The organism is Limimaricola litoreus, assembly GCF_024159025.1.
GTDB classification, from domain to species: domain Bacteria; phylum Pseudomonadota; class Alphaproteobacteria; order Rhodobacterales; family Rhodobacteraceae; genus Limimaricola; species Limimaricola litoreus.
In genome coordinates this window covers 1-19,167 of sequence record NZ_JAMYXC010000124.1, presented here as the reverse complement: position 1 = coordinate 19,167, position 19,167 = coordinate 1, and the positions used below count along the sequence as shown (strand labels likewise).

The window sequence follows — 19,167 nt, the reverse complement described above, 5'->3', positions numbered from 1 at the left end:
ATGCCGGGCGCGTCGGGCTGCGCGGGCGCCTCCTGCGGCGTGTTGCCCGGCACGTCCGGGCCCTCGGGCGCAGGCGGCGTGGTGTCGGGGGTCTCGCCCGGCACCTCTTCGGGGGCCGCGGCCTTGGCGGGCTTGGCCTTGGGACGCTCGCCCTTCTCGGCCTTGTAGCCCAGCCCCGACATCAGCTCGGCGAACTGCTCGAGCGTCAGCCCGGTGATCGACAGCATGTCGGGCACCGCCTCGAAGCCGCCCTTGCTGTCGCGGTCGCGCAGCATGTCGGCAAGACGCTCGAGCATGTCGATGCGGATCGCGCGCTCACCCGCGGCGCGGTAGCCCGCCATGGCGTAGTAGCCCGGCGCGGCGCCGCGCGTCGCGGGCACGGTGACGAGGCCCGGCGGCGGCGTTTCGGGGAACTCCTGCAGCCCCTTCGACAGCGCCCAGAGCACGAGGCGGATGCGCGTCGGCGCGGGCTTCAAAAGCGCCGGCATGAAGATGGTGAACTGCCCGAAGCGGATGCCGTGCTTGCGCAGCGCGCCGCGTGCCTCCTGATCGAGCGCGCGCACCTCCTCGGCGACCTCCCCGCGCGGGATGATGCCGAAATTCTCGACCATGCGATAGGCAAAGCCCTTGGCCTGCCCGGTCAGCGCCTCGTCATTGCCCAGCGCCAGCAGCGGCTCCTGCGTCGCGGCGATCTTGCGGTCGATGAAATGCTGCAGGCGCCGCTTCACCTTGTCGGTGATCTCGGTGCCGGCTTCCTCATCCACATAGGCCACGACCTGCGGCTTGAACGGGTCGGCGCCGGAGACCAGCTTGCCCACCGCGGAAGAGCCCCACATCAGCCCGCCCTGCTCGGTCACGTCGATCTCGGTATCGGGCGCGTTGTAGAAGCGGTCCGCGCGCAGGTGGAACTGCGGCGCAAGCGCCTTGTCCGCGGCCTGCCGCAATGTCTTCGCCTCGTCCGGACCGCCCGCCTTGTCGGCGCGGAACCGGAATCCTTCCAGCCGTCCGACGAATTCGCCCTCGACCGTCACGTCGCCGTTGTCTGTCACTTCGGCCACCATGACCTCCTTCTGCTTGAGCCGCCGGGCCAGAACGCTGGTCCGCCGATCCACGAATCTTTGAGTCAGCGCGCCATGAAGCGCATCCGACAGGCGATCTTCTACTCCGCGCGTCACGTCGCGCCAATGGCTTTCGTCCCCGACCCAGCCCTTGCGCTGGGCCACGTAGGTCCAGGTGCGGATATAGGCCAGCCGTTTCGAAAGGGCGTCGATGTCGCCCTCGGTGCGGTCGATCCGCTCGATCCGGCGCGCGAACCAGTCGTCGGGAATGCGGCCGCGGTCCTGCAGATGCGCAAAGATCTGGCCCACCATCTCGGCGTGCTCCCCCCGCCCAATGCCGCGAAAATCCGGCAGGCGGCAGACATCCCACAACAGCCGCACTGAGGATCCGTCGTGCGCGCGGCTGCGGATCACCGGATCGGCGGCGAGAGATTTGAGCGCGGCGAGGTCGTCGCTTTCGCGCACCCGGCCGAGCCAGGGGTTGTTGGTGCGGCTCTCCAACGTCTGGATCAAGCGCTTGAGCGAGCCGAACTGCAGGTCGGAATTGCGCCAGAACAGCCGCGTCACCGGGCGGAAGCGGTGATTCTCGATCGCCTCGACGACCTCCTCCTCCAGTGGCGGCGCCTCGCCGGTCACGCCGAAGCTGCCGTTGGTGCGGTGCCGCCCGGCGCGCCCCGCGATCTGCGCCAGCTCGTCGGGGGCGAGATGGCGCATCTTGTGGCCGTCGAACTTGATCAGCGAGGAAAAGGCGACATGCGCCACGTCGAGGTTGAGCCCCATGCCGATGGCGTCCGTGGCGACGAGGTAATCGACGTCGCCGTTCTGGTACATCTCGACCTGCGCGTTGCGGGTACGGGGGCTGAGCGCGCCCATCACCACCGCCGCGCCGCCCTTCTGGCGGCGGATCAGCTCGGCGATGGCATAGACGCTGTCGACCGAAAAGCCGACGATGGCCGCGCGCTCGGGCATGCGGCTGAGCTTCTTGGAGCCCGCGTAGCTCAGCGTCGAAAGCCGGTCGCGGCGCATCGTCTCGGCCTCGGGCACGAGGCTGCGAATCGCGGGCGCCATGGTTTCGGAGCCGAGAAACAGCGTCTCGTGCCGCCCGCGCGCGTGCAAAAGCCGGTCGGTGAAGACATGGCCGCGCTCGGGATCGGCGCAAAGCTGGATCTCGTCCACGGCGAGGAAATCGGCGTCCATCTCGGGCATCGCCTCGACGGTGCAGACCCAGTAGGCCGCGCGCGGCGGCACGATCCGCTCTTCGCCCGTGACCAGCGCCACCACCGACGGCCCCCGCGCCTTGACGATGCGGTCATAGACCTCTCGCGCCAAGAGCCGCAGAGGCAGGCCGATGATGCCGGAGCGGTAGGCCAGCATCCGCTCGATCGCGTAATGCGTCTTGCCGGTATTGGTGGGGCCGAGCACGGCACCGATGCGGGAGGGGGTCATGAAGGGTCCTGTGGTCGCGCCGGGACGGCGTAAAAATTCTACAGCGTGCGACCGCCGAGCATGATGTCGAGACGGCGCGCGGCCTCGCTGGCCTGCGCATCCTGCGGCATGAGCGCAAGCACCCGGCCCCAGACCTCGCGCGCGGCCTCGGGGCGCTCCATCTCTTCGAGCAGCGCGGCAAATCCCTGCAGCGCGCCGAAATGGCGCGGCTCGCGCGCCAGCGCCGCGCGCAGATCCTCGATGGCGGGGCCGGTCAGACCGGCGAGATAATAGGCATTGGCGCGCAGCACATGCGCCTCGGCAAGATCGGGGGCGTGGTCGATCGCGGCGGTCAGATGCTCGATCGCCTCCTGCCGCTCACCCGCGCCCAGTGCCTCGCGGCCCCGGTCGAGCAGCAGATCGATCGCGGCCGAGCCGCTGCGCGACCAGGTCTCGCGAATCTCGGCGGCAAGCTGCGGCGTTTGCTCGGGGCTGGCCGATTGCAGCGCCTCGAACAGACCCGCGACCGGATCCTCCTCCTGCGCCTGCGCCGGAAGGGCCAGGGCAAGCGCTGCGGCCAGTGCCGTGAGGACAGGTTTGAAGGAAGGAAATCTTGCACCCATAGTCTCTAGTGTAGGGGCGCGCCCGGGCCGAGACCAGAGGTGCCCCATCACAAGGACCAGATCGGCAGTCATCCCGGCTGCCGCGAATGCAAAGGACGACAGGATGAGTGAACTGGTGAGCCAGGCGGTGACGGCGCTCAACGCCAAGATGGACGGTGACGGTCTCGAAGGCGGGCCGGCCAAGTTCGTGATCTCGGACGAGGGCGCGATCATGATCGACGAGAACGGAGCACGCGCGGGCGACGAAGAGGCGGAGGTGACGCTGACCGCCGATGCCGAGACCTTCCAATCCATTCTCGAAGGCGATCTCGATCCCACCGCCGCCTTCATGCAGGGCAAGCTCGCGGTCGATGGCGACATGGGGCTCGCCATGAAGCTGGCGGCGGTCCTTGGCTGACGGGACGGGCCGCCCGGCCGCGCCCTATTTCGCGGATGTGGCCGGGGGCCCGGCGGCGGCGCATTGGATCGCCGCCGCGGACGGCGTGCGGCTCAGGGCGGTGCATTGGCCCGGCCCCGTTTCAAGCGCCGCGCCACGCGGCACGGTGCTGATCCTGACGGGCCGCACCGAATATGCCGAGAAATACGGCCGCGTCGCCGCCGATCTGGCGGCGCGCGGCTATGGCTGCGTCACGCTCGACTGGCGCGGACAGGGGCTGTCGGAGCGTGCGCATGACGACGCGCTGCGCGGCCATGTCGACAGCTTCTCCGAATACCAGAGCGATCTCGACGCGCTGATCGCCCATGCGCGGGCGCTCAGGCTGCCCGAGCCCTACCACATGCTGGCCCATTCGATGGGCGGCTGCATCGGGCTGCGCGCCCTGATGCGCGACGTGGCCTTTGCGCGCGCCTGTTTCACCGCGCCGATGTGGGGGGTGCTGATGCGGCCCACATTGCGCGTCGCGGCCTGGGGGCTGAGCAGCGCCTCGCGGCTGGTGGGGCTGTCGCACCTGCCCTCGCCGGGGCGCGCGGCGACGCTGGAGGACGCGGCCGAAGCCGCCGAGGCCAACATGCTGACCCGCGATCCCGAAAGCTTCGATTGGGTGCGCCGACAGGTCGCGGCCCATCCCGAGCTGGGCTTGGCCGCGCCCTCGCTGCACTGGGTGCACGAGGCCCTGCGCGAGACGCGGGCGCTGGCGCGGCTGCCCTCGCCCGACATTCCCTGCCTGACCATGCTCGGAGACGAGGAATGGGTCGTCGATTCGGCCCGCGTGCATGACCGGATGCGGCGCTGGCCCGGGGCGACCTTCGAGATCGTCGAGGGCGGGCGGCACGAGCTTCTGATCGAGGATGCCGCGACGCGGGGCGCGCGGCTCGACCGCATCGCCGCGCATTTCGACTGAGCGCCGCCCTACTCCGCAGCCCCCAGATGCTCGACCTCGGGCAGGCGCGCGTCGCCTTGCGGCAGCCGCATCCGCGCCGGATGCCCGCCCGCCACCGTGTCATGCAGCCGCTCGGAGGGATCGCGCCCGACGATGCGGCGGCTGCGCGACAAGAACAGCTTGTTCCAGCCGCGCCACGTGCCCACCGAAGGGGCGTCGGGGTCGCAGGGAAAGCGCTCGCGCCAGTTCTCGGGCAGAGCCAGCCCGCAGGCCTCCAGCCGTCCCAGCATCCAGACCAGCGGGATGTTCGACAGCTTGCGGCTCTCCAGCAGGCCACCGAGCTGGCCGCCGATGTCGCCATGGGTGCCGTGAAACCAGACCTGCTCGACATGGCCCGCGAATCCCTGCGGCACCGTCCACAGCACCGGCAGGTAGGCGTTGCGCGTCTCGTCGAGCGCCAGCGCATGAAAGCCGTGCAGCACGTGGCTCCCGAGGCGGTGATCGTGGAACATGTGGTTGGGCTCGGACCAGCGCCACAGCACCGGCAGCCGCAGCCCGAGCGAGGCGACCGTGTCCCAGACCGCCACGGCCTCGATCTCGACCCGGTCGTGGCAGTGCAGCCGCGAAAAGGCGCGCACCGCCTCGCCCGGCTCGGGCCCGCGGTGACGGTAGTGGCGGTAGGCGTCGCGCACGTTGCGCTCGGTCGCCTCCTCGGCCCGCAGAAGCCCCACCCGGCTGATCACCCCGGCGAGCGAGCGCACCGCATAAGCGCCGCGCGAATAGCCCACGAGCATGATCCTGTCGCCGGGACGAAAGCGCGAGGCGAGCACGCCGTAGGCCCTCTGGATCAGCCGGTTGATGCCGCGGCCCATCATCACGTCGAGCGTCTCGGCCCAGCTGCCCCACTGGATGCCCGCCTCGTAATGCACGGTGAGGTTGGCGCTGCGCCCGCTCTCGCGCAGCAGCTTGTAGGTCAAGCCGGCATTGGTCTCGAACCCCGGCCTGAGCGTCGACATGGTGCCGTCGAGGATGATGACATGGGTCGCGGGGCCGCGCATGCGCGGCTGGCCCTCGGCCTGCCGCGGGCGGCGTCCGATGAGGCCCAAAAGCCAGTCACGAACGCCCATCGGAGCCTCTCATCCGTGCCTGCGTTCGTCCTGCCCGCCGCATCGCGTTCCTTTCCCCATGGGGTTCACCCTAAGGGGCGGGACGGGTCTGTCCAGAGGCGCGCCACCTCGCCGCGCTCATATGTGCCATATCCGTTGAAACAGGTCGTGACCCCGACGAGATAGGCCCCCGCCGAGCGGAACAGCAGCCAGTCGCCCTCTCCTGCGCAGCCCGGCAGAAGGGTCTCTCCGGGCAGCCGGTCAAGGCTGTCGCAGGTCGGCCCCCAGAGCGCGAAGGGGCGCGGCGCGGCGGTGGCGCGCGCGCCCTCGGTGACCAGATCGACGCGCGGCATTCCGATCGAGGGGCATTCCGACAGGCCGCCATAGATGCCGTCGGAAAGATAGAGCGCGGCGCCGCGCCGGGCCTTGATGCGCACCGCATAGGCCATCGCATCGGCGACAAGGGCGCGCCCCGGCTCGCAGACCAGCGCGGGGGCCTCGTCGAAGGCGCTCACGCCGCCCGCGATCGCCGCGAAGATCGGCTCCAGAGCGGGCTCCGCGCCGTCGCGGCCCGAGGGAAAGCCGCCGCCGACGTTGAGCCGCGACAGCCGCACCCCGGCCTTGCGCGCCGCTTGCGCGCAGGCCTGCATGTAGGCGGTCCAGGCGTCCGGATCGGCGCATTGCGTGCCGACGTGGAAGGTCATGGAGACCCGGAATCCCCCCGCGGCGGCGCGGGCCAGCAGCGCTTGCGCAAGATCGGGCTCGGCCCCGAACTTGGCGCCGAAATCATAGGCCGCGCCCGCCACCGGCAACTTCAGCCGCACCGCGATTTCCGTATCCGGCGCCACGCCGCAGGCCACGAGCTTGTCGAGCTCGCCCATGTCGTCCACCGACCATGAGGCCACCCCCGCCGCGATCCCGGCGGCGATCTCGGCGCGCGAGCGGACCGGGTTGTGGTAGTGCAGCACCGCTTGGGGGCTGATGCCGCGCACCAGCGCCATCTCGGCGGGCGAGGCCACGTCGAAGGCGGTCATGCCGCCCTGCACCAGCGCCGCGATCAGCGCCGCATCCGGGTTGGCCTTGACCGCATAGGTCACCGCGCCGGGAAAGCCGCGCCGGAATCGGGCGTGCCGCGCCGCCAGCGCGCCCGGGCAATGAAGCAGCACGGCGGTCTCGCCGCCATGCCGGGCGAGCCAGTCCTCGGGCGTATCGGCGCGGACATTGTCGATCGGGGTGTGCAGCATGATGGTCCTCCTCGCCCCCATGTTGCCTCCCCCTGCCGTCGGTTCGAAGCGGCGATCCGGTCGATTTGTCTCGACTCGCCGCCGGATCGTCGGCAGGATCGGCGATATGACCGATGCCACCGATGCCCGCCTCATCGCCCTTCTGACCGAGAACGCCCGCGCGCCGGTGGCGCAGCTGGCGCAGCGGCTCGGCCTCGCGCGCTCGACCGTGCAGGCGCGGCTCGATCGGCTGGAGCGCGCGGGCGTGATCGCGGGCTACACGCTGCGGCTGTCGGAGCGCGCGCGCGGCGGAATCTGCGCGACCGTTTTGGTGCAGATGGTGCCCGCGCGGCAGGCCATGGTGCTCGCCGGGCTCAAGCGGATCGGCGAGGTCGAGACGGTGCACACCACCTCGGGGCGCTTCGACCTCGCCTGCCGCCTGCGCGCCGGGACGACGGAAGCGCTCGATGCCGCGCTCGACCGGATCGGTGCGCTCGACGGGGTGAAGGCGACCGAGGCGCTCATTCACCTGTCCACGCGGATCGACCGGGGCTGATCCCTTTTCCTCCCCTGCCCGGCGCGCTAGAGACAAGGCCGATCTCACCGAGGAGCCCGGGACATGGCGATGGAAAAGACGTTCGACGCGGCCGAGGCCGAGGCCCGGCTCTACGAGGCATGGGAAAAGGCGGGGGCCTTCCGCGCGGGCGCCGGCGCGCGCCGCGCCGAGACCTTCTCGATGATGATCCCGCCGCCCAATGTCACCGGCTCGCTGCACATGGGCCACGCCTTCAACAACACGCTGCAGGACATCCTCGTGCGCTGGCACCGGATGCGCGGCTTCGACACGCTGTGGCAGCCCGGACAGGACCACGCGGGCATCGCCACGCAGATGGTCGTCGAGCGCGAGATGGCCAAGGCGGGCAACGAGAGCCGCCGCGAGATGGGCCGCGAGAAATTCCTTGAAAAGGTCTGGGAATGGAAGGCGCAGTCGGGCGGCCAGATCATCGGCCAGCTCAAGCGGCTGGGCGCCTCTCTCGACTGGGAGCGCAACGCCTTCACCATGTCGGGCGCACCGGGTGCGCCCGAGAGCGAGCAGGGCAATTTCCACGATGCGGTGATCAAGGTCTTCGTCGACATGTACGACAAGGGACTGATCTACCGCGGCAAGCGGCTGGTGAACTGGGACCCGCATTTCGAGACGGCGATCTCGGATCTCGAGGTCGAGAACATCGAGCAGCCCGGCAACATGTGGCACTTCAAATACCCGCTCGCGGGTGGCGAGACCTACACCTATGTCGAGCGCGACGAGGACGGGACCATCCTCTTCGAAGAGGAGCGCGACTACATCGCCATCGCCACCACCCGTCCCGAGACCATGCTCGGCGACGGCGCGGTGGCGGTGCATCCCGATGACGCGCGCTACGCCCCCATCGTCGGCAAGCTCTGCGAGATCCCGGTCGGCCCCAAGGCGCACCGCCGCCTGATCCCGATCATCACCGACGAGTACCCCGAGATGGACTTCGGCTCGGGTGCTGTGAAGATCACCGGCGCGCATGACTTCAACGATTACGAAGTGGCCAAGCGCGGTGGCATCCCGATGTACCGGCTGATGGACACCAAGGGCGCGATGCGCGCCGACGGCGCGCCCTATGCCGAGGCCGCCGCGCGCGCACAGGAGGTGGCGCGGGGCGCCGAGATCACGGTCATGGAGGCTGACGCGCTCAACCTCGTGCCGGACGAGTATCGCGGTCTTGATCGCTTCGAAGCGCGCGAGCGCGTGATCGCCGACATCACCGAGCAGGGCCTCGCCGTCATGGTGCCCGAATGGGACCCGCGCCTTGGCCCCAAGGCCGCCAAGCGCGAGGCCGCCGAGGAAGGCGCAGCCCCGCCCGAGACGCGGCTGGTGCCGCTCGTGGAGCACAAGCCGATCATGCAGCCCTTCGGCGACCGCTCCAAGGTGGTGATCGAGCCGATGCTGACCGACCAGTGGTTCGTCGACACCTCGAAGATCGTGGGCCCCGCGCTCGACGCCGTGCGGTCGGGCGAGACCAGGATCCTGCCCGAGCGCGACGCCAAGGTCTATTTCCACTGGCTGGAGAACATCGAGCCGTGGTGCATCTCGCGCCAGCTGTGGTGGGGCCACCAGATCCCGGTGTGGTATGGCCCGACCCTGACCGACGGCCATGTCGATCTGGAGGCCGACTGGACCCCGTTCTGCGCCGCGACGCGCGAGGAGGCGCTGCAGAAGATGGCCGCCTATTACGGCCATGACGATATCCGCTTTGTCGAGGATCGCGGCGAGGCGATCGCACTGTTCGAGGCGGCGATCGGCAACACCACCGACGAGGGCGCGATCCGCAGCCCCGAGGCACCGACCGCCATTCCCGTCTGGCGCGACCCCGACGTGCTCGACACCTGGTTCTCCTCCGGCCTCTGGCCGATCGGCACGCTGGGCTGGCCCGAACAGACGCCGGAGCTGGAGAAGTACTTTCCCACCTCCACCCTCGTCACCGGCTTCGACATCATCTTCTTCTGGGTCGCCCGGATGATGATGATGCAATACGCCGTGGTGGGCGAGAGGCCCTTCGACACCGTCTATGTCCACGCGCTGGTGCGCGATGAGAAGGGCAAGAAGATGTCGAAGTCGCTTGGCAACGTCATGGATCCGCTCGACCTGATCGACCAGTATGGCGCCGATGCCGTGCGCTTCACCCTCACCGCCATGGCGGCGATGGGGCGTGACCTGAAGCTTTCGACCCAGCGCATCGCGGGCTACCGCAACTTCACCACCAAGCTGTGGAACGCCTGTCGCTTTGCCGAGATGAACGGTGCGCTGGCGCCCGAGCGTCACGCCGCCCCCGCCGTACCACCCAAGGCAACGGCGACGGTCAACCGCTGGATCGTCTCGGAGACCGCGAAGATCCGCGAGGAGACCGACGCGGCGCTCGAAGCCTACCGCTTCAACGATGCCGCCAACGGGCTCTACGTCTTCGTCTGGGGCAAGGTCTGCGACTGGTACGTGGAGTTCTCCAAGCCGCTCCTGCAGGGCGAGGACGATGCCGCGAAGGCCGAAACGCAGGCGGTGATGGCCTGGGTGCTCGATCAGTGCATGCTGCTGCTGCACCCGATCATGCCCTTCATCACCGAGGAGCTGTGGGGCAACACGGCGCGGCGCGACGGCATGCTCGTCCATGCCGCATGGCCCGAATACACCACCGCCGAGCTGGCGGACCCCGAGGCCGAGGCGGAGATGGAGATCGCCATCGCCATGGTCGAAGGGGTGCGTTCGGCGCGCGCGCAGATGAACGTGCCCGCGGGGCTTCAGGTGCCGGTGGTGCTGGTGGGTGCGGATGACGCCGCCCGCACCGCATGGGACCGCAACGCCGCGATGATTTCGCGGCTGGCGCGAATCGATCACCTGACCGAGGCGACCGAGGCCCCCAAGGGCGCGATCAGCGTGCCGCTGACCGGGGCCACGCTGGCGCTGCCGCTGGCCGACATCATCGATGTCTCGGCCGAAAAGGCGCGGCTGTCCAAGGTGATGGGCAAGCTGGAAAAGGAGATCGGCGGGCTCAAGGGGCGGCTGAAGAACCCGAAGTTCGCCGAAAGCGCACCCGAGGAGGTGGTCGAGGAGACCCGGCAGAACCTCGTCGCGCGCGAGGCCGAGCAGGCGCAGCTTGCCACGGCGCTCGACCGGCTGGCCGAGATCGGCTGAAGACAAAGGCGCGCGGCTCTCAAAGCCGCGCGTCGCATCAACCGAAGACCAGCATCCTGTAGGTCAGGATCAGCACGATGCCGATCCCCGAGACGAGCAGGATCGCCCATACATGGTCGAAGCCCGTTCTTTCTTCGGACACGGAAGGTGAAAATGCCTGCCGCAAGATGCGGATGGCATGGCGTAGATATGAAAGCATTTTCCCCCTCAGGTTGTTAATCCTACGCTAGCCATCCCGCATGGGCTTCGCAAGCGTTTGTCGCTTGTCGCGGCAGCACCTGCGCGGCATCCTGCGGCCATGACCGATCCGCGCCTCACCCCGCTCGCCGCCTCCCTGCCCGACACGGTGCCCTTCGTCGGGCCCGAGACCCAGCAGCGCCGCATGGGGCGGGAGTTCACCGCCCGGCTGGGGGCGAACGAAAGCGTCTTCGGCCCCTCGCCCCGTGCGATCGAGGCGATGCAGGCTGCCGCACGCGATGTGTGGATGTACGGCGATCCCGAAGCGCATGAGCTGCGCCACGCGGTTGCGGCGCATCACGGCATAGCACCCGAGCATATCCGCGTGGGCGAAGGCATCGACGGGCTTCTGGGCCTGCTGGTGCGGCTGACCGTGGCCCAAGGCGACTGGGTCGTGACCTCCGAGGGCGGCTATCCGACCTTCGACTATCACGTCACCGGTTTTGGCGGGCGCATCGAGCAGGTGCCCTATGAGAGCGACCGCGTGGACACCAAGGGCCTGATCGAGCGCGCCGGCTGGACCGGGGCCAAGCTCGTCTACATCGCCAACCCCGACAACCCGATGGGGGGGCTGCAAGGCGCCCGAGCGATTCACGAGATGATCGAGGCGCTGCCGCAGGGCGCGCTTCTGGTGCTCGACGAGGCTTATGCGGAGTTCGCGCCAGAGGCCGAACGCCCCGAGATCGATCCGACCGACGAGCGGGTGATCCGGCTGCGCAGCTTTTCCAAGGCGCATGGGCTGGCCGGCGCGCGGGTCGGCTATGCCATCGGCCCCGCGCCGCTGATCGCGGCCTTCGACCGGGTGCGCAACCATTTCGGGCTTGGCCGCATCTCGCAGGCCGGGGCGCACGCGGCGCTGGCGGATCGCGACCACCTCGCCCATGTGGTGTCGCAGGTGGCGGCGGCGCGGGCGCGCATCGCGGCCATCGCGCATGACAACGGGCTCGCGCCCCTGCCCTCCTCCACCAACTTCGTCGCCATCGATTGCGGCGGCGACGGCGCCTTTGCGCGCCGCGTGATGACCGGCCTCGGCGCGCGCGGCGTCTTCGTCCGGATGCCCGGCGTCGCCCCGCTCGACCGCTGCATCCGCGTCACCGCCGGACGCGAGGCCGATCTCGACACCTTCGCAGCCGCGCTTCCCGAAGCTCTGGAAGAGGCCCGCGCCGCGCCCTAGGTCCCAAGGCGAGGAGATGCGCCATGCGCCAGCCCGCCCCGGACTTCACCAATGCCTTTCTCGCCACGCTCGGCGTGCTGCTCTTCATGGGCCTACTGACGGCGGCGGCGCTGTGGGGCTGGGCCGGGGTGGCCTTCGGCGCGCTGGGCTTTGATCGCATCGCGCAACCCCTCGCCCGCCGCGCCCGGCGCTAGGCGCGGGCCGAGACCTCCGCCACGCTCGCCGCGATCAGCTCGAGGCAGTCGGGCGTGGAAAAGCGGTGGTCGGCCCCGTCCACCAGCGTCAGACGCATGTCCGGCCCCTCGGCATGCTCCAGAAGCCGCAAGGCGGTGGCCACCGAGACGTCCTCATCCGCCGTGCCTTGCAGGAAGCGCACCGGGAATTGCAGTGCCAAAGGCGTGCGCAGCACGAGGTTGCCCCGCCCTTCCTCGATCAGCCGACGGGTGATCCTGAGCGGCTCGCCATAATCGGAGGGGTAATCGAGATGGCCCTCCGCCTCGAAGCGCCCGCGCATCTCTTCGGTCATTTCCGCCCAGAACCCGTCCTCGGTGAAATCGGGCGCCGCGGCGATGGTGACGAGGCCCGCGACCTTCTCTGGCACCGCGCGCGCCAGCAAAAGCGAGATCCAGCCCCCCATCGAGGAGCCGACGAGGATCTGCGGGCCGGTGGTCAGCGACAGTGCCGCCGCCGCATCCTCGGCCCAGTCGCCGATCGCGCCCTCCTCGAAGCGGCCGCCGCTGCTGCCGTGGCCGGAATAATCGAAGCGGAGGAAGGCGCGGCCCTCCCGCCTGGCCCACTCCTCCAGAAAGACCGCCTTGGTCCCCTCCTTGTCTGAGCGGAATCCGCCCAAGAACACCACGCCCGGCCCCTGCCCCGGCAGCTGGTCATAGGCGATGCGGCGGCCCTGCGGGCTGGTGAACTCGGGCATGGGGGTCTCCGTCCTTGATCGGCGCGCAGCATCGAAGGGCGCGGCTCGGATGACAAGCCCCGCGCTTGACAGCCCGGCCCCGCCCGATCATCAAGCCCCTCACGCATATAACCCGCAACCGGGCGTTCCGTGGGCGCCAGACCGACGAGGAGGCCGACATGGCCCAGATCTCCCTCACCTTTCCCGATGGCAACAGCCGCGAGTATCCCGCCGGGGTCACCGCCGCCGAGGTGGCGCAGTCGATCTCGCCCAGCCTCGCCAAGAAGGCCATCTCCGCCGATGTGAACGGCAATCACTGGGATCTCAGCTGGCCGATCCAGCACGACAGCAAGATCGCCATCCATTCGACCAAGGACGAAGCACCCTCGATCGAGCTGATCCGCCACGCCTTCGCGCATGTCATGGCGCGCGCGGTGCAGGAGATCTGGCCCGATGTGAAGGTCACCATTGGCCCGGTCACCGAGCATGGCTGGTTCTACGATTTCGACCGCTCCGAGCCCTTCACCCCCGAAGACCTCGGCGCGATCGAGAAGAAGATGAAGGAGATCATCGCCAAGTCCGAACCGATCCGCAACGAGATCTGGGATCGGGCGCAGGCGCGCGCCTATTACCAGGAGCGCAATGAGCCCTTCAAGATCGAGCTTCTGGACCGAATCCCCGAGGATGCGCCGATCCGCATGTACTGGCATGGCGACTGGCAGGATCTCTGCCGCGGCCCGCATCTTCAGCATCTGGGCCAGCTGCCCGCCGATGCCTTCAGGCTGATGGGCGTCTCGGGCGCCTACTGGTTCGGCGACGTGTCGCGCCCGCAGCTGCAGCGCATCTCGGGCGTGGGCTTCCGCAACCGCGCCGAGCTCAAGGCGCATCTCACCATGTTGGAGGAGGCCGCCAAGCGCGACCACCGCAAGCTCGGCCGCGAGATGGACCTGTATCACTTGCAGGAAGAGGCGCCGGGCATGGTGTTCTGGCACCCCAACGGCTGGACCGTCTACCGCGCGCTGGAAGACTACATGCGCCGCCGCCAGAACGCCGCCGGTTACCGCGAGATCCGCACGCCGCAGGTCGTCGACCGCGTGCTGTGGGAGAAGTCGGGCCACTGGGAGGCCTACCGCGAGAACATGTTCATCGTCGAGGTGGACGAGGAAGGTGCCAAGGAAAAGCGCACCAACGCGCTCAAGCCCATGAACTGCCCCTGTCACGTGCAGGTCTACAACCAGGGCCTCAAATCCTACCGCGACCTGCCGCTGCGTCTGGCCGAGTTCGGCTCCTGCCACCGCTACGAATCCTCGGGCTCCATGCATGGCCTCATGCGCGTGCGCGGCTTCGTGCAGGACGACGCGCATATCTTCTGCACCGAGGACCAGCTCGAAGCGGAATGCGCGGACTTCATCGAGCTTCTGGCTTCGGTCTACGAGGATCTCGGCTTCGAGAAGTTCGACATCAAGCTCTCCACCCGGCCCGAGACCCGCGTCGGCTCCGACGAGATCTGGGACAAGGCCGAGAGCGCGCTCGAAGCCGCGATCAAGAAGGCGGGCGCGGATTACACCGTCGATCCGGGCGAAGGCGCGTTCTATGGGCCGAAGCTCGACTTCAAGCTCACCGATGCGATCGGGCGCGAGTGGCAGTGCGGCACCTTCCAGGCCGACTTCAACCTGCCCGACCGGCTGGATGCGGAGTTCGTCAACGAGAAGGGCGACAAGGCGCGACCCGTCATGCTGCACCGCGCGATCCTCGGCTCCTTCGAGCGATTCCTGGGGATTCTCATCGAGAACCACGCCGGTCGCTTGCCGCTCTGGCTGGCACCCCGTCAGGTCGTCGTGGCCTCGATCGTCTCGGATGCGGATGACTACGTGAACGAGGTGGTCGCCACGCTGAAGAAGGCCGGAATCCGCGCCGAGGCCGACACCCGCAACGAGAAGATCAACTACAAGGTGCGCGAGCATTCGGTCGGCAAGGTGCCGGTGATCCTCGCCATCGGTGGGCGCGAGGTCGAGGAGCGCACCGTTAGCCTGCGCCGTCTGGGCGAAAACCGCTCCGAGGTGCTGGGCCTCGACGCGGTGGTCGAGACCCTGAAGGAGGAGGCGACGCCGCCGGACCTGCGCCGCGCGGGCTGAGGCTCAGAGCCCCTGGCGGTATGCCCCGCCCTCTTCGATCACCGGGCGCTTCAGAAGCGCCGGGTGATCCTCCAGAAGCCCGGCCACTGGCCGGGCTTTTTCGTCGTCGCTGAGCCCGCGCCACGTGGTCGAGGACCGGTTGATCGCCCGCTCGCCAAAGGCCGCGACGATCGCCGCGCGTTCCTCGGCCGCCAGCGGCTCGGCGCGCATATCGACCAGAACGGGATCGTGCCCCCGTTCCTTCAGCGCCTTCATCGCGGCGCGCGTCTTGTCACAGGTCTTCAGCCCCAGAACCCGCATCTTTCCCTCCACATGTGATTTGCCTTTCAGTGACGCGCCCTAATGTCCTTGGCAACCGCAAGGCGTGCGGTCGGACTTCAAGCGACGGGAGACAGTGCCATGCCAAAGGGCACCGTGAAATGGTTCAACACCACCAAGGGATATGGCTTCATCGCGCCGGAGGATGGCGGCAAGGACATCTTCGTCCACATCTCGGCGGTGGAGCGCTCCGGCCTCACCGGCCTCGCCGATGACGAACCGGTGGAGTTCGAGTTGATCGAAGGTCGGGATGGCAGGGAGATGGCGGGGAATTTAAGGAAGGTTTAATCTTCCGTTGGACGCTTTCTTATAGGGAACGAGAATTCTCGCAATTCTACCCAATCATCTTCATCACATTTGAAGCAAAGTTTGTACACGCCCAACTTTGCAAAAGTGACTTCTGTTTTATTAAGGACCAGCATAAAATCTACAGCCTCGGCCTCCGATGGGACTTTATCTCCGCTGCCTTGACTTGCAGGGAATGAATGCTCTATCGGAGTGTCCATACTATCGCTTGACGTTAATTTTAGAGATATTCTTTTTGGAAAAGGAAGCTGCACCTCAATCTCCAAAAAAAATGCCATCCTTTCTACAGTGGTCGGTTCATCAGAAAACAGAGCAGGGCCTGACTGGTCCGCTCCAATAATAATGGCTTTCCCACTCGCCTCACGCCGAACCTCATCTGCCATAACGGCCGATAGACATTTAACCCTTCTCACTGCATGCCACCCAGTACTTTTACTTCCATAAAGGATGAGGCATTATTGTCTTTATCATTTACCCTGCAACTTTCGACAATACTTCCGCGACTGACACCTGAAGCGCTCTCGGTAGCATATAGAAACCAAGTCTTGAAGAATGATTCTTGGCTTTCGATTTCTCTATCGAAGAAAGGCGTGCACCAAGGATCGGAGATGCAGACTGCCTCCATTCGAGAAGAACTTTTTTCGGCTCTGTACGCCTCTATTACAATAGAGATCATCTCGTTCAAACTTACCGAACTCTCTTTTGCAGATTGCGCCAAGAAGCGGTGAAGGTCGGGCTTCACTCTAACGTTAAACACCCCTTTAAATGGCCGATCCGGCTCCACCCCTCGCTCCAGACAGTCATCAAGATAAAAATCTACAGCTGCACGAAACTCAATCAGAAGTTCTTCGGGAGTATCAGCTTGGTAGGTTACCAAATCACGAATGTGCAGAAGCTTGCCATGTAGAATATTGTCTTCAATATCTACGTCTGCAGAACCAAGGTATCCCTTGTACTCTAGTGTTTTCATATCAAGCCTTCCCGACTTAACACCTCAAGCGCATCGCGGATTTGATATTTCTTCAGAATGTTGCCGGGATGAGGTTCGTGAAAATACAATCTAGGCAGCCCCTCACCCTCAAACATTCGTCTTGAGCCCTTGCTGTTTCGCACAGAGTAGCCGAAATATCCTAGTAACCGCGTAAACTCGGCCCAAGTGAAGTCAGAAGGAACCTGTTGGAACCTCTGCAAGAGCCGTTCACGTCTACTCATACGCTTCGTCCTGTCACTAAATCTAGTTACTTTGTGCTTGCAAGCAAGTTTAGTCACCGCTCTGTGTGCTTCAGGACCTCGGTAAACTCCCGCCACTCCCGGGCGCTCATCCCGGACGTCTCCTGCGTCACTTCTTCCCCAGCGAGCATCCGACGCAGACACTCTACACCTGAGGCTGAAAGAGTCACGCTGCCAAGGCGATACTCCTCGAAGGCGCGGTAGGCGGCGGGCACCCAGTCCTCGACCATCTCGCAGATCGCATCCGCATAGACCCGGATCTCGTATTGCGCGTGGGGATCGGCGCGCAGGCGCAGGAAGTGGAACAGGTTGTGCAGATCCACCTTCCAGTACCACTGCGTGTAGATGTTGGCGGGCAGGTTCATCCGCGCCAGCTCGCGCGCGAGGCCCTGCTGGCCGTCATCCGAGATCATCTGCTCGTAATGGTCATAGGCGCGGTGCGCGTCCTCGCGCAGCCAGTCGAGCACGCGGGCCGATTCCTCCGCGCCCAGCACCTCGCCCCGGCCCTGATTGTTCTGGCTCGACTGCGCGGCGAGGTCTTCGGCGCGCGGAATGTAGAACTCCCGGTCGAGGATCGAGTAGCGGGCGGAGTATTCGTTGACGTTGGCGGTGCGGTGGCGGATCCACTGCCGCGCGACGAAGACGGGCAGCTTCACGTGCAGCTTCAGCTCGCACATCTCGAACGGCGTCGAGTGCCAGTGCCGCATCAGGTAGCGGATCAGCCCCTCGTCGTTCTGCACCGACTTGGTGCCGCGCCCGTAGCTGACGCGCGCCGCCTGGCAGATCGCGGCGTCGTCGCCCATGTAGTCGATCATCCGCACGAAGCCGTGGTCGAGCACGGGCTTGGGGACATAGAGATGCTTCTCCGCCCCTTCCGAGACGGCGCGCAGCGTGGGGCGGGGGGTGGCGCGCAGATCGGCGATCTCGGCGTCCTGCTCGGGCGTCAGCGGCATGGGGGATCTCCTTGGTCCGGGTCTGGGGCCTTGCATAGCCGCCGCGTGGCAGGAGGGGAACATCCCCTCTCCACGGTGGCGGCCCCGGGGGGCGGCGCGTTGACAGTCCCCGCCCCCGGCGGAACTCTCGGCCCGACACTGACCGAGGACGCCCCGATGACCCGCCTGCTCTCCACCGCCGCGCTCATGGCCCTGCTGTCCGCCTGCGGCGACGGGCAGCCTTTCGTGTTCGATGAGGTGGAGGATGCGGTCGAGGATGACGAGACGCCGACCGGGGAGGAGGAGGATGGCTTCGAAGGCGATGCCGACCTGCCGCCGGGCACGGCCACGCCCTCGCCCGATGCCTCGATCCGGCGTTTCGAGCCCTTGGGCGAAAGCGGCGGCGGATTCGTGCGCAGCGTCAGCTACGATGCCGCCGACGAAAGCTTCACCGTCGACAACCTCGCCTTCGACGGCATCACCCCCTACCGGCGCGACGATGTCCTGCCAAGCATGGGCGGCTATGCGGTGTTCGAAAGCGACGAGACCGTGCGCGACACGGTGAACGGCGACGATATCGGCCAGCTCGACTACCGCGCGATCTATGGCGTCAGCCGCAACAACACCCGAGTGGACGGCGAGCGCCTGCCGGTCTCGCGCTTTGCCATCGTGCGCAGCGGCGACTTCATCGATTACGGCTTCGGCGGCTTTCTCTACGAGCGCAACGGCGGCGTAGTGCTGCCCGAGCGGCGCGACGGACAGGCGATCTTTGTTGGCGATTACGCCGGCACGCGGGTCTTCTCCGGGCGCGGCGGGCAGGAGCTGACCGAAGGCACGATGCAGATCGCGGTAGATTTCACCGATTTCAACGAGTCCGAGGGCGTCGACGGGATGCTCTACGACCGCCGCGCCTTCGATGCCGCGACCGGCGAGGAGATCAGGGCGACCCAGAGCGGCGTGCGGAGGGAAACGGCCGATGGCGTCGTGCTCGACCTGCCGACGGCGCGCTTCACCCTTGCCACCGGCTCGACCACCGCCGATGGCGAGATCCTGGGCACCATCAGCAGCAACGTCGCGCTTGACGGCACCGTCGAGGATTACGAAAGCGGCAGCTATTACGGCATCATCGGCGGCGATCTGAACACCGGCGGCGAGGTGGTCGGCGTGCTCGTCATGACCTCGGACGATCCGCGCTATGAGGGCGTGACGGCGCAGGAGACCGGCGGCTTCATCCTCTACCGCGACGCGCCGTGAGGCTTTTGCGCGCGGTCCTCGCGAAGGTCGCCCTGTCGCTCGGGCTGGCCGCGCCCCTCTCGGCGCAGGTGACGCTCGACGCGGCGCAGCTGCGCTCCGTGGCGGTGGCGCGGATGGCGGCGGGCGATCTCGCACAGGCCGAGGTGATGGCGCGCGCGCTGCTCGCGCGCGACCCCGAGGACGCAACCGCGCTCAGCATCGCGGC

The 19,167-nt window shown here is 67.2% G+C and carries 20 protein-coding genes; 10 read left to right on the top strand and 10 right to left on the bottom strand.

Going from position 1 to position 19,167, the window contains the following annotated elements:
* Together NHG85_RS08230 and NHG85_RS08225 are read right to left on the bottom strand one after the other, a co-directional pair.
* On the bottom strand, nt 1–2,504 hold a 2,504-nt coding region (locus tag NHG85_RS08230), incomplete at its 3' end, for a helicase-related protein (RefSeq protein WP_253331432.1).
* A gap of 38 nt (nt 2,505–2,542) precedes the next feature.
* On the bottom strand, nt 2,543–3,106 hold the full coding sequence (locus tag NHG85_RS08225) for a tetratricopeptide repeat protein (RefSeq protein ID WP_253331430.1): 564 nt from the start codon (nt 3,104–3,106) through the stop codon (nt 2,543–2,545).
* A gap of 103 nt (nt 3,107–3,209) precedes the next feature.
* On the opposite strand from NHG85_RS08225, the gene NHG85_RS08220 reads away from it, so the two are divergent.
* Both NHG85_RS08220 and NHG85_RS08215 read left to right on the top strand, forming a co-directional pair.
* The gene (locus NHG85_RS08220) at nt 3,210–3,503 is read left to right on the top strand and encodes an SCP2 sterol-binding domain-containing protein (RefSeq protein WP_253331428.1); all 294 of its coding nucleotides are present in this window, start codon (nt 3,210–3,212) and stop codon (nt 3,501–3,503) included.
* Nucleotides 3,496–4,446 (top strand): alpha/beta fold hydrolase, encoded by a 951-nt coding sequence (locus NHG85_RS08215; RefSeq protein WP_253331426.1) that lies wholly within the window; start codon nt 3,496–3,498, stop codon nt 4,444–4,446. Before NHG85_RS08220 ends, NHG85_RS08215 begins: the two co-directional genes overlap by 8 nt.
* A gap of 8 nt (nt 4,447–4,454) precedes the next feature.
* On the opposite strand, the gene NHG85_RS08210 is transcribed toward NHG85_RS08215, so the two are convergent.
* Both NHG85_RS08210 and NHG85_RS08205 read right to left on the bottom strand, forming a co-directional pair.
* On the bottom strand, nt 4,455–5,552 hold the full coding sequence (locus NHG85_RS08210; RefSeq protein WP_253331424.1) for a T6SS phospholipase effector Tle1-like catalytic domain-containing protein: 1,098 nt from the start codon (nt 5,550–5,552) through the stop codon (nt 4,455–4,457).
* A gap of 65 nt (nt 5,553–5,617) precedes the next feature.
* Entirely contained in the window at nt 5,618–6,775 is a 1,158-nt protein-coding gene (locus NHG85_RS08205) for a type III PLP-dependent enzyme domain-containing protein (protein ID WP_253331423.1), read from the bottom strand.
* Between the two features lie 106 nt (nt 6,776–6,881).
* On the opposite strand from NHG85_RS08205, the gene NHG85_RS08200 reads away from it, so the two are divergent.
* From NHG85_RS08200 to NHG85_RS08185, 4 genes are all read left to right on the top strand, one after another.
* Nucleotides 6,882–7,310, top strand: coding sequence for an Lrp/AsnC family transcriptional regulator (locus NHG85_RS08200; RefSeq protein ID WP_253331422.1), 429 nt, complete (start codon nt 6,882–6,884; stop codon nt 7,308–7,310).
* 63 nt (nt 7,311–7,373) lie between these two features.
* The gene (locus NHG85_RS08195) at nt 7,374–10,469 is read left to right on the top strand and encodes a valine--tRNA ligase (protein ID WP_253331421.1); all 3,096 of its coding nucleotides are present in this window, start codon (nt 7,374–7,376) and stop codon (nt 10,467–10,469) included.
* A gap of 298 nt (nt 10,470–10,767) precedes the next feature.
* Complete coding sequence (locus NHG85_RS08190; protein ID WP_253331420.1) at nt 10,768–11,880, top strand: pyridoxal phosphate-dependent aminotransferase; 1,113 nt, start codon at nt 10,768–10,770, stop codon at nt 11,878–11,880.
* Nucleotides 11,881–11,903: 23 nt separating this feature from the next.
* Nucleotides 11,904–12,074 carry a hypothetical protein gene (locus NHG85_RS08185; protein ID WP_253331419.1) on the top strand — a complete coding sequence of 57 codons (171 nt, stop codon included), beginning with the start codon at nt 11,904–11,906 and terminating at the stop codon, nt 12,072–12,074.
* On the opposite strand, the gene NHG85_RS08180 is transcribed toward NHG85_RS08185, so the two are convergent.
* On the bottom strand, nt 12,071–12,808 hold the full coding sequence (locus NHG85_RS08180; RefSeq protein ID WP_253331416.1) for an alpha/beta hydrolase: 738 nt from the start codon (nt 12,806–12,808) through the stop codon (nt 12,071–12,073). The genes NHG85_RS08185 and NHG85_RS08180 overlap by 4 nt on opposite strands.
* Before the next feature lie 158 nt (nt 12,809–12,966).
* Here NHG85_RS08180 and thrS point away from each other — a divergent pair, with 158 nt between their 5' ends.
* Nucleotides 12,967–14,922, top strand: coding sequence for a threonine--tRNA ligase (gene thrS, locus NHG85_RS08175; RefSeq protein WP_253331414.1), 1,956 nt, complete (start codon nt 12,967–12,969; stop codon nt 14,920–14,922).
* A 3-nt stretch (nt 14,923–14,925) separates the two neighbouring features.
* Here the strand turns inward: thrS and NHG85_RS08170 are convergent, their stop codons facing one another.
* A complete protein-coding gene (locus NHG85_RS08170; protein ID WP_253331412.1) occupies nt 14,926–15,222 on the bottom strand; it encodes an arsenate reductase family protein in 297 nt (98 codons plus the stop codon).
* Nucleotides 15,223–15,321: 99 nt separating this feature from the next.
* On the opposite strand from NHG85_RS08170, the gene NHG85_RS08165 reads away from it, so the two are divergent.
* Nucleotides 15,322–15,528, top strand: coding sequence for a cold-shock protein (locus NHG85_RS08165; protein ID WP_021692131.1), 207 nt, complete (start codon nt 15,322–15,324; stop codon nt 15,526–15,528).
* Here NHG85_RS08165 and NHG85_RS08160 read toward each other — a convergent pair.
* Genes NHG85_RS08160 through thyX form a run of 4 tightly spaced genes read right to left on the bottom strand, consistent with a single transcriptional unit; the run spans nt 15,525 to nt 17,729 of the window.
* The gene (locus NHG85_RS08160) at nt 15,525–15,929 is read right to left on the bottom strand and encodes a DUF6941 family protein (RefSeq protein WP_253331410.1); all 405 of its coding nucleotides are present in this window, start codon (nt 15,927–15,929) and stop codon (nt 15,525–15,527) included. The two genes, NHG85_RS08165 and NHG85_RS08160, sit on opposite strands and share 4 nt — an antisense overlap.
* A 26-nt stretch (nt 15,930–15,955) precedes the next feature.
* Nucleotides 15,956–16,516 (bottom strand): type II toxin-antitoxin system HicB family antitoxin, encoded by a 561-nt coding sequence (locus NHG85_RS08155; protein ID WP_253331409.1) that lies wholly within the window; start codon nt 16,514–16,516, stop codon nt 15,956–15,958.
* Nucleotides 16,513–16,758, bottom strand: a complete 246-nt coding sequence (locus NHG85_RS19840) for a type II toxin-antitoxin system HicA family toxin (RefSeq protein WP_370362998.1) — start codon at nt 16,756–16,758, stop codon at nt 16,513–16,515. Before NHG85_RS19840 ends, NHG85_RS08155 begins: the two co-directional genes overlap by 4 nt.
* A gap of 53 nt (nt 16,759–16,811) precedes the next feature.
* Nucleotides 16,812–17,729, bottom strand: a complete 918-nt coding sequence (thyX, locus tag NHG85_RS08150) for an FAD-dependent thymidylate synthase (RefSeq protein WP_253331408.1) — start codon at nt 17,727–17,729, stop codon at nt 16,812–16,814.
* 156 nt (nt 17,730–17,885) lie between these two features.
* Between thyX and NHG85_RS08145 the strand changes: the two genes are divergently transcribed.
* A complete protein-coding gene (locus NHG85_RS08145) occupies nt 17,886–18,962 on the top strand; it encodes a hypothetical protein (RefSeq protein WP_253331407.1) in 1,077 nt (358 codons plus the stop codon).
* Nucleotides 18,959–19,167, top strand: a 209-nt coding sequence (locus tag NHG85_RS08140; RefSeq protein WP_253331406.1) for a hypothetical protein, incomplete at its 3' end; no start/stop codon positions are given. The genes NHG85_RS08145 and NHG85_RS08140, both read left to right, overlap by 4 nt.

Coding starts and splice junctions, on each gene's coding strand:
- NHG85_RS08195 (WP_253331421.1), top strand. CDS start 7,374: ATGGCGATGGAAAAGACGTTCGACGCGGCCGAGGCCGAGGCCCGGCTC.
- NHG85_RS08170 (WP_253331412.1), bottom strand. CDS start 15,222: ATGCGGGTTCTGGGGCTGAAGACCTGTGACAAGACGCGCGCCGCGATG.
- NHG85_RS19840 (WP_370362998.1), bottom strand. CDS start 16,758: ATGAGTAGACGTGAACGGCTCTTGCAGAGGTTCCAACAGGTTCCTTCT.
- NHG85_RS08225 (WP_253331430.1), bottom strand. CDS start 3,106: ATGGGTGCAAGATTTCCTTCCTTCAAACCTGTCCTCACGGCACTGGCC.
- NHG85_RS08205 (WP_253331423.1), bottom strand. CDS start 6,775: ATGCTGCACACCCCGATCGACAATGTCCGCGCCGATACGCCCGAGGAC.
- NHG85_RS08200 (WP_253331422.1), top strand. CDS start 6,882: ATGACCGATGCCACCGATGCCCGCCTCATCGCCCTTCTGACCGAGAAC.
- NHG85_RS08220 (WP_253331428.1), top strand. CDS start 3,210: ATGAGTGAACTGGTGAGCCAGGCGGTGACGGCGCTCAACGCCAAGATG.
- thyX (WP_253331408.1), bottom strand. CDS start 17,729: ATGCCGCTGACGCCCGAGCAGGACGCCGAGATCGCCGATCTGCGCGCC.
- NHG85_RS08160 (WP_253331410.1), bottom strand. CDS start 15,929: ATGGCAGATGAGGTTCGGCGTGAGGCGAGTGGGAAAGCCATTATTATT.
- NHG85_RS08185 (WP_253331419.1), top strand. CDS start 11,904: ATGCGCCAGCCCGCCCCGGACTTCACCAATGCCTTTCTCGCCACGCTC.
- NHG85_RS08155 (WP_253331409.1), bottom strand. CDS start 16,516: ATGAAAACACTAGAGTACAAGGGATACCTTGGTTCTGCAGACGTAGAT.
- thrS (WP_253331414.1), top strand. CDS start 12,967: ATGGCCCAGATCTCCCTCACCTTTCCCGATGGCAACAGCCGCGAGTAT.
- NHG85_RS08165 (WP_021692131.1), top strand. CDS start 15,322: ATGCCAAAGGGCACCGTGAAATGGTTCAACACCACCAAGGGATATGGC.
- NHG85_RS08210 (WP_253331424.1), bottom strand. CDS start 5,552: ATGGGCGTTCGTGACTGGCTTTTGGGCCTCATCGGACGCCGCCCGCGG.
- NHG85_RS08180 (WP_253331416.1), bottom strand. CDS start 12,808: ATGCCCGAGTTCACCAGCCCGCAGGGCCGCCGCATCGCCTATGACCAG.
- NHG85_RS08190 (WP_253331420.1), top strand. CDS start 10,768: ATGACCGATCCGCGCCTCACCCCGCTCGCCGCCTCCCTGCCCGACACG.
- NHG85_RS08145 (WP_253331407.1), top strand. CDS start 17,886: ATGACCCGCCTGCTCTCCACCGCCGCGCTCATGGCCCTGCTGTCCGCC.